Origin of the sequence: Prevotella sp. khp1, from assembly GCF_900102205.1 — a bacterium.
Classification (GTDB): Bacteria; Bacteroidota; Bacteroidia; order Bacteroidales; family Bacteroidaceae; genus Prevotella; species Prevotella ruminicola.
In genome coordinates, this window is sequence record NZ_FNJZ01000006.1 from 23,932 (window position 1) to 36,309 (window position 12,378).

Genomic DNA, 12,378 nt, shown 5'->3' on the forward strand with positions numbered 1-12,378 from the left:
GTTTAATCCAGGTATATAATGTTGATGGTTGCCTTGCTGGTTCCTGTTCCTACCAACTCTACATAGTCGCTTACGGCACGAAACGAACGGATGTGTTTGTTGCCGGTCTGGTCGGTATAGCTCAACACGCCTTCGATGCTGACCTGATAGGCACCGCGCAGCAGTTCTATCTGCACCTGGTCACCAGTGAAGTCGGCTGTGCTCACTACGTGTTTCGTGTTCAGATTGGTGATGTGGGCCATTGCCTGTACACGCTCAATAGTCACGTCGCTGCCACCATCCAGTTGGATAGTAGCCAACGTTATATAATCGTCGTTGTCCTGATGACAGGCTGTTAATGCCAATGTCATACAGCATGTAAGTATCATCAACAGTTTCTTCATATCTTTACATTCATCTCAAGTCCGAAATAGGGTTTTGTATGTCTACGAATGGTCTTGCCGTAGCTCTCGTAGCTGGGTGAGTAGTCCCAGATACGGTTGCAGAACAAAGCTAACTTCAGTCTGTCGTTCAGCAGTTTTTTGGTAATCTTCAGGTTCAGATTCATCGCAAACGGTACGGTGCTCTTAGTGTAGTTGGTTGATGTACGCACCAGCCATTTCAGGTAGGCATCCTGAGCACATGCTTCAGTCCACTCGTGGATAATGCCTTGCGAATCCATATAAGCATCAGGTTCGCTACTGATAGCATCGCGCTGTGTAGAGGTGTACCATTGGCATTGGGCCGAAACAGAGAAGCCTAGTCGCAGCTTAGGCACGTCGGTATCAAACATAAAATTGGTGTTAGCCATCTCGTTTACAATGCCTTCCTGATCTTTGTACAGTCCCACATACTGCAGTCGGCTGTTGCCAACTACCACACTGGGGCGCTCCATGATGAGTTGCGAGTTACGATAGGTGGTGCGGAACCAGGCACCGGTGATGGTAAGACGCGTGTAGAGTCGTGGGATACGCTTAGAGGCGAACGTGAGTTCTATACCTTCCTTCTTGGTCTGACTGCCGTTGGCGTAATGTGTGTAGGCGCAAAGCTCTGTCAGTTGTTCGTAGGGCATATCGTCGAGTGTTGGCGGTGCTGTTAATGTTGAGGCATCAACACCACTGGCATCGTACTTTTTATAAGCATAGGCCTCGAAGTTGGTTTCGCTGCGGAAACCTGATGTCATGTTCTCTTTGAAATAGGTTGCCGTTAAGCGGTTGCCGCCTATGTTCAAATCGCCAGTCAACTCCCACTTCAGGTTGCGTGCTGCCGCTAGAGTTGCGTTGGTGCCAGGAATGATATACGTTACCTGATTGATTCGACTTTTCTGAGGATCAATATTATAGTACTTCAGCTGCAATAGATCGATATAGGCAGGATCGGGGAACAGCTGATCGATGGTAGGCATCTTGGTGTGCTGTCCGATACCGCCAGAGATTCGCACAAACGAGGGCTGACCAAACAAAATGAAACGTGGAAATGTGAACCCGACATTGGCTCGTGGATCCAGATACCAGTGGCTATGCATCGTGTAGTCGGCAGGCAGGTTCAGCATTTGCAGAGCGCGTACGCCAGCCATCAGTTCCAGCTGGCAACTGCCTAAGGGCAGCGTAGCTTTCTCCTCGGCATAGAGTGATAGGGTGTGGTTAGCTGGCTTCTCACTCAGACTGCGCATGCGTATCTGTGCCGTAGGATAAACGGGGCGCTCAGGATCGAACACCTGTCCATGTCCGTAGTTCTTGTCCATATTCCAGTCGGCACCTATCAACAGGGTATTGGCTATCTTACGACTTGGAATCTGCAAACGGGCATTTAGCTTTATGAACACGTTTAGTGGCTTGCCATCTACTTGCTGTGAGGCTTCGTAGGAATATGGCAGTATCAGGGCATCGTATTCGCCTTCGTCGGTATTCAGTACGGCACCAGTCATACTCTGCAGACTTACCGTTTTGGTGCGTTCTATCGTGTTGTGCTCGTACGAGGCGGCTGCCATCAGCTCGGCGCTCTTCAGCCATACGGGACGATGCATCTGGAGTTGCAGTTTGGCCGATGTGGCGATGCGATTGTAGTCCGACTTATAGATGTCGATAGCGCCTTTGTTCAAGTCGGGATCTTGCTTCTCGCCGTCGAACGAGCCAGTGTAGTCTACATTTGTTGTTAGCAGCAGGTCGTGATGGGCGCGTTGCCAGGTATGACCCATACGTGCCGAGAGGGTAAGGCGACTGTAGTTGTTTAAGGAATTACGTGGGTCGGCTTTCGAGTCCAGATAGTCGGCACTCAGGTTTAGCGTTGTATGGTTGGTCCACTCAAAGGCTTTGGCCAGATAGAACAACTTAGAACCCATATCCGATTTCAGTCGTGCCTGGAGGTCGTGTCCACCACGACGGCGCTCTATCTTTACCAGTCCGCTGGTCAGGTCGCCATATTCTACCGAGGGGATGCCTCGTATAATCTCTACACTCTCGATGTCGTCGGTCGAGATGGTTCGCATGTCAACACCTGCGTTGGTGTTCTCGCGATTGGTTGAGGCGCTCTCCCAAGCGCCACTTACCTGCTGCATGTTAGCGTTGGTAGATATGCGTGCACCATCTACCAGAAAACTGGTGCCCAACGACGAGGTGGCATAGTTTGTGCCCTGTGGACTGGCTTCGCGTAGTCGGATGTTGTTGTTTGCGCTCAGTACGGGATCTTTGCTGCTGCCACCTGGTAACAGTTCCAGTAAATCGGCAAAGCTTGATGGCTGCAGGTGTTCCATCGCGTGCTTTTCAATCTTCGAGGCACTGGTAAGGCCACGACTCTCTTGAGCCGTTACTACCACTTCGCCCAACTTACTAATCTCGGCCTCTAGTTCGTAGTGGCCATTGGCAGTAGCTTTTACTGTCAGTGGTTTATAACCTATGTAGGTTATCTTGATTTGTTGCGCAGAATGTTGCGCATCCCCTTTTTTAGGTATGACAAAGCAACCATCAGCGTTAGTCACTGTAAGTGGCTTACGCTTTACGGCATCTGTAATTGTAGCTCCAATAATAGGTTCGTGTGTATCCTTATCAGTTACCAGACCTTTTAAAACGCCCTGAGCATTAATACTTTGCAGTATCACTACTGCTATCATCAAAAAGAAACATCTTTGCATTCAAATACATCATTTTATTCAAATGCAAAGATAATACTTATTGGTAGGGTGTGCAATACTTAAAAACTAGTATTTTGTTCTTGTGGTCTTATGGCCTTGTTCGATAACGATTCCTCGCTAACGGATAGAAGGCCTGGGGCCTTTTTTTGTATAAAACAAATTATTTTTGATTTTTTGTTTGGCGTATAAGAATAATGTTGTATATTTGCAACGTGATTCAAGAATGAGTCTATGTGAAAGTTGAGGCTACGCCTCGACTTAACGTGAACGTTGAGGCATAGCCTCGACCTTCGCCCGTAAAGGTTCGCTTAGCCGCGATTAATTGGGAATGTGAGTGAGAATCTCCGACTGTCCCGCAGCAGTGAACTCCATTATGGCTCCTAAGCATCAATGCCATTGCCCATTTGGGTGAGAAGGCGCTTGGGAGTGGAGGAAAGTCTGAAGACCAGCCTTTTTCGGTATTTGCTAAATGCTCTCGATGTAAGGGCGTGAGGCGCAACTTAATTTTTGTGGGTATGAAACATGAATCAATCGTCGTGGTATACGACAGTTGTCAGGCTATTGCAGAAGAAATAGCCGACAAGCTTGGCGCTGAAACTATCAGCGTACAGAGTATTAACAACAGGCAGATAGAAAACTGCCAGAGTTTTGTTCTTGCATTAGAGTTTATGGCTGATGGAAGTATGACTCCCCATTGGCAGTGGGCTTGTCAAACGTTGCGTGGTGCTAGCCTAAGTGGAAAGAACTTTGCCGTGTTAGTGGCATTAGGTAACAAACTGAATCATGATGCAGATAAAATTTGCCATGAACTGCGTGAACGCCATGCGCACATTGTTGGCGAACAGCTATATGCTGAAACGCCCCAATGCAATCTCGAAAATTGGATATGTTCTGTTTCACCTAATTTATAATCAAATTACTATGGTATACATTTTAGTAGTAGCTTTGGAATTTTTGCTCGCAACCATTGGTGTAGCGTGTCTTATCAGACACTATAACCACAAAGTTTAGTGGCTATATAGAAATAATGATGCGGCGATAGGCTACCAGATGAAAGGGACCGTCGTCGTGTACTTCGCAAATAATGTGAATCGTGTCGTTTGCAGTATCTGCAGGGATATGTATGGTGACTGTCTTCTGGGTTGACTGGGAGATGGTCACTTTTGTTTGCCCTATCTCAGGCTGCTGCCACCATAAGAATTGCAGGTTGTCGCCATCACTATCCTGCGATGATGAGGCATCAAGGCGTATTGTATCACCCGCTTTAGCTGTGATATGAATGGGCAAAATACCTGTGTTGTTGTTTATGATAACTCGAGGATTATGATTGCCATGCCCCTCGGCAGCCCACTGCATACGTGCCATGAAATCGTTAAGCTCGTCGGGGTAGAAACGCTGCTTATACTCTATACTGATGCTACGCAGCGGCTCCTGCCAACTGGTCCAAGCGGTGGTAATCGAGTCGGCACAGAGTCCATGCTCATGATAGCCTGCCCAACCGGCTTGATGTGGATCGTCGGGATTGTTCAAACCATTGGGCATGACATACAGAAAACTAGGCGTATCGCCTTCAACTCCCCATTTGTAGGTAGGATACTCGCTGCCTAACGCACCTCGGCCTTGTATGTAGTCCTTATGCTGTTGCCAGTGGCGTTTGCCAAGTTCGCACTGCTCCTGCCATGTGCCTTCATCCCACACAAACTGCAAATCGTCGGCAAACTCCTTACGTAGCCACATGTGCGAACTGTAACTACGGTTCATACGCATATTGTAATGCATGTCTTGGTCGGTAATGGTATAGATGCGAAACTTATGCAAAAACTGCTTTAAGGCCTCAGCAGAACGTGTTTGCTTAACTCGCCAGATGGCTTGTGCCAATGTGTTGGCACCACCCCAGGCAGCTACATAGATTGGTCGTGGGTCGTCTTCGTCGGCAAGTTGTATCAGCAGTTCGCTACCAGGTGAATCGTTATCAGCACCAATGGATTTGATGCCACCGTGAATACTACCCATTACCGCACGGCTCTTCAAATAGTCGGCACTTGGCCAGTATCCTATGTACTGTTGTTTTCTTTCTTTATCAAATGCTAAGAAATTCTTCTGCTTCGAACGTTGCATCAGCTTCGGCACATCCTGTCTGTAAGCCTCAATTACCCGTTGCAGATACTGTGCCCATTCTGTAGGATAGGGATCGCAGTTCCAACCTACTGATGTAATCAATGCTTCTATTTCAAATTGGTCGGCATAGGCCATCAGTCGTACCATCGACTCCATATCGTCGGGTTCCACATCAGCAGGTGCAATGTCTGTACACACCACAAGTCGTGGTTTTAATTCTTTGTTTTCAGCTTGGAGCGAAAGAGCTCCCATCATAGCCAGCAGGCAAATAATTATTCTTAGCATTATCATGATTGTTAATTTGTGCCGCAAAGATACGAAAAAAATCGGATAATGGTCTGTTATTAGTCTTTTTTATTGCAAAAAGAAAGGTGGCTGGTCGTCTCGACTAGCCACCTTTACCCTAACTAAACAAATACTTATTTATAAATTTACACCTGTGATTAAAGACTTGGAGTAATAGCTGCCAACCAGGCATCGATACGTGTATCGGTCTGGTCGTCCTCATTGATGTCGTCGAGAGGCAGGCCAATAAACTTTCCGTCGATAACTGCTTCAGAATCGTCGAAAGTGTAACCATCGGTTTCAACGCTACCAATAAAGTTGGCACCGCTGTCTTTGATGCCGTTATAGAGCTCACCCATACCACCTACAAATGTATCACTATAGGTAGAACAGTCGCCACAACCAAAGATGGCGATAGTTTTTCCGCTCAGGTCGGCACCCTGCAAAGTCTTCAAACCGTCGTACCAATCGTCCTGCAGTTCGCCAGCTCCCCAGGTAGAGGTACCTAAGATCAGATTCTGGTTGGCGGCAACGGTTTCGGCCGAAAGATCCTGTACATTCAAGGCTTCGCAACCCAGCTTCGAGGCTATCTTCTCTGCGATGGCCTCGCATGTTCCTGTAGAGGAACCATAAATTACAATAGTTGAATTCATTACTTTATATTATCATTATGTGGTTTAATTCTTACATTTGCAGTTTCCGTCGCATTGTCCTTTACGTTTGCAATAGCGCTCGCACTGGGCACAGATGTCGTACCCCAACATAGCACCAAGAATAAAATCCTCTTCAGGTGTAAGTTGGTTCAACGGACGGGTAACAATGAGTCGGATGGCATCCAGACATTCGCGACGCCCAAAGTAAACGTTCAGGTTCTGCTGACCTGCAGGCTGCAGCACGTAGGGTATGCCTTGGCTTTCCAATCGTTCAACAGCCTGGTTACCATACTTTTTATTGCAGGTAAACAGTACCATCTGGCGCACGCCTTTATTCAGCTCGTAGATGTGGTTCATCAGTACTTTGAGTTCCGTTGGGATGTTTCTTTCTGTTCTCATTGTTATACTTTTAATTCGACGGTGCAAAGGTACGGCGAAAAAATAAAGTGCGCAATACCTAAAACCGAGTGTTTTAAGCATCGCGCACCTTTCGGTGTTCAATAAAAAGAACTAATATAAAATAGGTATTGGTGTATCCTTAAGCATACGAATGCATACCACCTAAGAAGTAGTTTACACCAAAGTAAGTCATGAGGATGGTGAGGAATGCCAGAACCATATACACGTTGTGATTAAGTTTGATGCTACGATGGGCGGGGATGCCGTAAATCATCAGGGTGATGAGTGCCCAGGTTTCTTTGGGGTCCCACGACCAGTAGTTTCCCCACGAGATGTTGGCCCAGATGGCACCGATAAAGATACCAAAGCCTAAGAAAGTGAGCGCAGGGTAAAGCAGCATCTGCGACAGGTGCTGCATGCCCTGTCGATATTTGGCTGAAATGAGTCCCACCAGACTGCTGAGGCAGGCAAACAACAACAGGGTATAAGCCAGCATGATGGTTGCAATATGTACGGGCAGCAGGCGCGAGTTGAGTACAGGCATGGGGTGGTTCTCAGGCGAGTACTTATTCAAGAAGTGATACATCAGGAATAAGAAGCATGCCGCGATGCCAGCTGCAAAGATATTCAGTTGTCGGCGATGATTACGCAGCAAGGCAAGCTGTTCGCGGAACCTGCCCTTAGGATCGATGAGTATCCAGATGAGCGATACAAACAGCAAGGCGTAACCACAGTAGGTTACGGGGATGCCCCATGGATCGTAATTCAGCGACAGAATACTACCCTGCATATCTGCATCGTAGTCCATCTGATACAGGCGTACGTTTTTGTGACTGGCAATCTGATTCATTGATATCGTAAACGGCTTGCCGTCGATCGTCACCTGCGAGATATAGTCGGATGGCATTTGGGTGCCTTGATAGAACTTCACATCAAACTGCTCCAGACGGATGGTGAATGGCATCTGGTGCAGATGCATGTCGCGTGTTAGGAATGTGTTGGTGTCCACGCCTTTGCGCAGCGGCACCACACCTCTGATTGCTGTGAGATGCGTGAGCAGGGCACCTGCCAGGATAACTACAAACGACAGGTGTAGCACCATTACCGATGGGCGACGCACCTTACGCTTGATGAGCCAGAATATGCTGACGGCTACTAACAAAGCCCATAAGGCCGAGAACCACCAGGCACCATAGATATGGTCGGATACATACTCTGTACCCTGATATTTCTCAAAAACCGTGGCGGCTGCCAGTACAGCAACCACCACGATGTATAGAATGATTATACTTCGCTTCATATATAATAAAACGTAAATGGCGTGCGATTATTATATTGACTCGATGAATTTTATCACAGCATCTCTATCGGCCTTAGGCAGATGATAGAATTTCTCTGTTGGTCCGTAAGCATCCGACTGCTTTGAATAACCATGCCACATGATAGCCTCAAGTACACTGCGGGCACGGCAGTCGTGCAGACGATCGTTAGCACCTGTAAGCAACTGCGACAGTCCGCGGCCCCACAATGGTGTGGTGCGGCACCAGCCTGTGCGGATGTCGTTCTTCATCATCAGGCGATGCTGAACCATGTCGGTGTAAGGCCAGATGGTTTGGTTAGGATAGCGGGGCAACATTTTGTTGGCATCCTTACCAATGCTCTTGGCATAAGCCTTAATGCTGGCATCTACCCACATATCGTCGTTGCCAGTCTTCCATGAAGGACGGTGGCAGCGGGCACAGCCAATCTGCGAGAACAGATCCTTACCGCGCTGTACGGCTTCATCGTTCAGGTTGCGGGCTGCAGGAACAGCCAGGGCACGATGCCATACCATAAACTGATAGTACTGCTTGTCGCTCATCTCTTCCTTGCCATTGTAAGGTGCACCGTTAAACAGGTACTTGTCGAAGGTCTCCTTCTTGGCAATCGACGAGCAACTCAGAATCTCGTTCACACGGGCAGCAATACCCTCGTCGGTACCATCGGCATAGTAGGGGTGCAGAATGCTGAGTGGTGATTCACCGTGCTCCTTGATATAGCTGATCACCTCCTTGTCCTCGCTCTGTGCCTTTGCCCATGCTGGGGTGGTGTAGAGGAAGTGACGGTCGCTACGGGTGACGTTGGTGATATTCCAGATAGCGTTAGAACCAGCACCATCCTGCAGCGAACCACGAGTCATGGCATAGGTGAAACGCTTAATCGGACCATGAGAGCCACGGAATGTGCCCAGATCGTTATAAGCTGCCGAATAGTAGGCTGATGACTTGAAGGTGCCAGCCTCCTGATCCCACATGGCAGGATTCATGGTGGCATGCTTTGATTCGGCCAACCACTGTGCCTCGATATCCTCATCGCTGATGGCATCGAGCAAACCAGTACCATATACGCCGATGGTTGACTCCAGGCGCACCTCGTAGTTAGTAGGCAGTGGGTTGGTGTTGAAGGCGGTCTGAGGGATGGTTACCTCGGGGTAGATGAGGGCATATTCCTCGCCATCCTCAAACTTCATGGGCAGTCCGCTCTCCATGGCTGTCACATTCTTCCAATCGATAGTAATCTGGCTCTCGTCGATAGGTGCCTTAAAGGGCGACATGGCCTGTGTCTGAGGCATACCTGTAACCTCGGTGATGTAACCGTTGGTATCAGGATGATAAATCACCAGCAGATAGCCGTTGCCAATCTGGTTGGCACGATATTCGGTCTGTCGCTTGCCATGACCATAGCTGGGGTGGCAGGCGATACACGAGTTGCGCACCCATGCAGGACCTAAGCCTTTACGTGGCTCCTGCTCAAAGGTGTAGAGCTTCTCAAAGAAACCTTCACCCGTATTGAAGTCTTCCTCCATGCCAGCGGCAATAGCAGCAGGCGTGATGGCCGAATAGCTGGCCTTCTCGGTGGTGCCGAGCTCGCCGCCGGGGTACCATTCCTCGGCAGTAAAGTTGCCAGTAGCTTTTCCGAATGCTTGTTCTTCAGGTGTCAGAGGTCCCAGATCTGCGAAGTCGTTATTATCGGAACATGCTGTCAGCCCTGCGGCCGACAGCATTCCGAAACATACAACACATGTTAGTTTCGATATTTTCTCCATTAGTGTATTTGTTTAATTAATGTTCAGGTGTATTACTCTCCAGATGTAGAGTCCCAGTTGTCGGGATCGTCGAAGTTCTTGCCCCATACCACGCTGCAATACTTAACGAATGGTGTTGGCATGTTGCTGATACCCTCGATAGCACCCACGTAGTTGCTTTCTACAGCGGTGTTCACCTTATCGCTCTTTACGCTGGCAAAGAAGGTGTGGAAGCTGTACTCGTTAGCCTTCTTGTCGGTTGAACCCAGCCATACGTTACGGATACTGCGGATGTTATCGCGGAAGTCGGTGATTGAGTTGTAGCTATAAGGCGACTCAACATAGGCGATGTCGCCTGCAGAGAATGGGTTGGCAATCTTGGCTGTACCTACCTCGTTACAGATAGCCAAACATGAGCCCTCGTCGTTAATCAGTACCTGAGCAATGGCATCCTTCAGTGTGGGGAAGGTGCTCTTGCTGCCACTTACACCAGCCTGCTTCAGGTTCTCGCCATAAGAGAGACCTGCGGCGGTAGTCATATCCAGACCTGCGGCCTTAACTACTGCTACACGAGCGGCATTAGCTGCTGTCTCGCCCTCCCAGGCAACCTGCAACTGGAAGCAACGCTGCTTAAGCAGGGTGCAGATAGTCTGAGCGTAAGCCAGCTCCTGGGCACCAGTAATCTTCTCGAAGTTAGTGTAGGTATCGTTACCCTGCAACTCGGCTACCTTACGGTTCTGACCGTTACGGAACAGGATGAACTCCAAAGCGTGGAAGCCCAGGATGGTGGCATCCTCCAGCATCTCGTCGTTCATGCCATTGTTAAAGTAGTTGAGCAGCAGACTGCGGTTCAAAGGCCATGAATCGATAGTTGGGTCGATATCGAAATCGCTGGCGGCACCCATCAGGAATGCCTCAGAGCGCTCCCAGTTCTGGCGGGCCTGCTTAAAGTCGGCACAAGCCTTGTCAATCTGGGCCTGTGTAATGCTGTTTACGGTCAGACCGTTCAGAGTCTTCTCCAAATCCTCAACATCATCAGCCAACTGTGTATAGGTAGGAACGATGACGTTACCAACCAGAGTCTCGAGTACCTTGCGCAGGTAAGCCTCTTGAGCCTCGCTCAGTTTTGCTGTAGCGATGGTGGTATTGGCATTTTCAAGCTCTGAAATCAGCGACAAACAGTTGTCGATAGCGTCCTGACCGAAAGCCTTGCTGTTGTAGTTTGCAGCGGTGGTGTTCTGGGGATAGCTGTCCTCATCTACCAATGGTGTAGTGTTGATAACGTTGAACTCGTTACCGTTCTCTTCATTGTTGTTGTTACTTTCACTGCAGGCAGTGAACGAGAGTCCCATCATGAGGACCGACATTGCATAAGTAATTTTCTTCATTGCTATAATAATTATGTGGAAATTTCGATTTTAGAGGAAGAATCCTTCGTAAGCGACACCGATGTTAACCGATGGCTCGTTGTTGTATTTGCTCTTTAAGAAGCGCTTAGAGTACTCGGCCTTGATCACAATCTGCTTGATGGGGTGATAGTTCAGACCCACTGCCATGCGCTTAACGGCTGTGTAGTCGTAGCTTACGCCCTTGGTGTCGCTGGCATAAGGGTTGTAGGCCTCGTAACGTCCGAACAGATACAGGCGTTTGCCCTGTTGGCGCATGCACTGAATCTGCGAGAAGATGTCGTAACCGGCCTCAATACCCATCGCATAAGCATTGCCGCTTACAAACGCAGAGTGCTTGAAAGGAGATTTCGAGTTCAGGCGGTTGTACATGTATTTCAGCTCGCTGGCGTTGCCCAGGTAGCCATAGTCGGCCTGACCGCGAACAATCCAGTTGTGGGCATTATAGGTGAAGTCGATGGCACCGATGGCTACCTTACCCTGATAGGTGGCGCCTGTACCATTGGCATCGTTAGGGTAGGTGTTGCCGATGCTGTGACCGTAGTAGCCGCTCAGACCGATACGCAAGCCGGGAATCGAGTAGTTGTCGATACGCAGGGCTGCTGCATATTTGTTGGCAACATCAAACTCCATAGGCGACTTGTGACCTTTGTGAATCCAACCTACGTTGGTGAACTGGTCGGCATTCAAGCCGCCTAGGAACTGAGCCTCGTAGCGGAACTTGCCTGCACGTCCCCAGAACGATACGCCTGTCTGATGCCAGGTGCTGGGCATGATGGTGTTCTCGCCTTCGGGGCGATATACGGTGAAGTAGCTCAGTGGCTCGTGGTGGGCATTGTTCAAACCTACGGGCACTACGATATGTCCGGCACGGATGTTAGCCCAAGGGGCAAACGACTTCTGCAGCCAGAACTGCTCCAGCTCCACCTCGCCGCCTTTCTCGGTTTCCTGTTCCCATTCACCGCCTTCTTCGTCTTCCTTCTCGTAGGCAATACCTGCGCCGCCATGCTCAAACTCTATCTCGGTACCAAAACTCCAGCCTTTGCCAAAGTCGTAACCCAGATAAATCACTGCATGGGGAATGTCGAGACGTCCGTGACTAGGATCATTCTTATGTTCCTCGGGTTGACTGTAGCGACTCACGTGGTCGCTGTAATAATTTCGTGTAAAGTTTGCTTCGCCATAGCCACCAACGCTCAAACGTGAGTTTTTGGTGCTATCTGCATTGTTCTTCTGTGCGCTGCTTGTTAAGCAGATCGCCATCATCATTAATGTATATATAAACCTTTTCATAACCGAATTTAGTCTCTTAAACAAATCCGGGTGCAAAGGTACGGCGATTAA

At 48.8% G+C, this 12,378-nt stretch carries 10 protein-coding genes and 1 riboswitch; of the genes, 1 reads left to right on the top strand and 9 read right to left on the bottom strand.

The genetic code is table 11. The features are described from left to right. Positions 1 to 2 precede the first annotated feature (2 nt). Complete coding sequence (locus BLR73_RS13605) at positions 3 to 383, bottom strand: hypothetical protein (RefSeq protein ID WP_091862909.1); 381 nt, start codon at positions 381 to 383, stop codon at positions 3 to 5. Continuing rightward, positions 380 to 3,088, bottom strand: coding sequence for a TonB-dependent receptor plug domain-containing protein (locus tag BLR73_RS13610; RefSeq protein ID WP_233456475.1), 2,709 nt, complete (start codon positions 3,086 to 3,088; stop codon positions 380 to 382). Before BLR73_RS13610 ends, BLR73_RS13605 begins: the two co-directional genes overlap by 4 nt. Positions 3,089 to 3,392: 304 nt before the next feature. After that, positions 3,393 to 3,578: riboswitch (cobalamin riboswitch) on the top strand. 46 nt (positions 3,579 to 3,624) lie between these two features. On the opposite strand from BLR73_RS13610, the gene BLR73_RS13615 reads away from it, so the two are divergent. Further along, entirely contained in the window at positions 3,625 to 4,020 is a 396-nt protein-coding gene (locus BLR73_RS13615; protein ID WP_036908982.1) for an NADPH-dependent FMN reductase family protein, read from the top strand. Positions 4,021 to 4,123: 103 nt separating this feature from the next. Here the strand turns inward: BLR73_RS13615 and BLR73_RS13620 are convergent, their stop codons facing one another. From BLR73_RS13620 to BLR73_RS13650, 7 genes are all read right to left on the bottom strand, one after another. Continuing rightward, positions 4,124 to 5,512, bottom strand: a complete 1,389-nt coding sequence (locus BLR73_RS13620) for a DUF1593 domain-containing protein (protein ID WP_176763701.1) — start codon at positions 5,510 to 5,512, stop codon at positions 4,124 to 4,126. 158 nt (positions 5,513 to 5,670) lie between these two features. Then, positions 5,671 to 6,165, bottom strand: a complete 495-nt coding sequence (gene fldA / locus BLR73_RS13625; RefSeq protein ID WP_013064475.1) for a flavodoxin FldA — start codon at positions 6,163 to 6,165, stop codon at positions 5,671 to 5,673. Positions 6,166 to 6,189: 24 nt separating this feature from the next. Further along, the gene (locus BLR73_RS13630) at positions 6,190 to 6,564 is read right to left on the bottom strand and encodes a DUF2023 family protein (protein ID WP_028908099.1); all 375 of its coding nucleotides are present in this window, start codon (positions 6,562 to 6,564) and stop codon (positions 6,190 to 6,192) included. 139 nt (positions 6,565 to 6,703) lie between these two features. Next, a complete protein-coding gene (gene ccsA, locus BLR73_RS13635; protein ID WP_091862916.1) occupies positions 6,704 to 7,864 on the bottom strand; it encodes a cytochrome c biogenesis protein CcsA in 1,161 nt (386 codons plus the stop codon). A 30-nt stretch (positions 7,865 to 7,894) separates the two neighbouring features. Beyond that, positions 7,895 to 9,607: a di-heme oxidoredictase family protein gene (locus BLR73_RS13640; protein WP_091862919.1), complete on the bottom strand. Its 1,713-nt coding sequence runs from the start codon at positions 9,605 to 9,607 to the stop codon at positions 7,895 to 7,897. Between the two features lie 74 nt (positions 9,608 to 9,681). Further along, a complete protein-coding gene (locus BLR73_RS13645) occupies positions 9,682 to 11,016 on the bottom strand; it encodes an imelysin family protein (protein ID WP_091862922.1) in 1,335 nt (444 codons plus the stop codon). A gap of 30 nt (positions 11,017 to 11,046) precedes the next feature. Further along, complete coding sequence (locus BLR73_RS13650; RefSeq protein WP_369821153.1) at positions 11,047 to 12,327, bottom strand: autotransporter outer membrane beta-barrel domain-containing protein; 1,281 nt, start codon at positions 12,325 to 12,327, stop codon at positions 11,047 to 11,049. Between the last annotated feature and the right edge of the window lie 51 nt (positions 12,328 to 12,378).

Bases quoted from the DNA above. Each gene is read 5' to 3' on its own strand.
- BLR73_RS13605 (WP_091862909.1), bottom strand. From the start codon at position 383: ATGAAGAAACTGTTGATGATACTTACATGCTGTATGACATTGGCATTA.
- BLR73_RS13610 (WP_233456475.1), bottom strand. From the start codon at position 3,088: ATGATAGCAGTAGTGATACTGCAAAGTATTAATGCTCAGGGCGTTTTA.
- BLR73_RS13615 (WP_036908982.1), top strand. From the start codon at position 3,625: ATGAAACATGAATCAATCGTCGTGGTATACGACAGTTGTCAGGCTATT.
- BLR73_RS13620 (WP_176763701.1), bottom strand. From the start codon at position 5,512: ATGCTAAGAATAATTATTTGCCTGCTGGCTATGATGGGAGCTCTTTCG.
- fldA (WP_013064475.1), bottom strand. From the start codon at position 6,165: ATGAATTCAACTATTGTAATTTATGGTTCCTCTACAGGAACATGCGAG.
- BLR73_RS13630 (WP_028908099.1), bottom strand. From the start codon at position 6,564: ATGAGAACAGAAAGAAACATCCCAACGGAACTCAAAGTACTGATGAAC.
- ccsA (WP_091862916.1), bottom strand. From the start codon at position 7,864: ATGAAGCGAAGTATAATCATTCTATACATCGTGGTGGTTGCTGTACTG.
- BLR73_RS13640 (WP_091862919.1), bottom strand. From the start codon at position 9,607: ATGCTGTCGGCCGCAGGGCTGACAGCATGTTCCGATAATAACGACTTC.
- BLR73_RS13645 (WP_091862922.1), bottom strand. From the start codon at position 11,016: ATGAAGAAAATTACTTATGCAATGTCGGTCCTCATGATGGGACTCTCG.
- BLR73_RS13650 (WP_369821153.1), bottom strand. From the start codon at position 12,327: ATGAAAAGGTTTATATATACATTAATGATGATGGCGATCTGCTTAACA.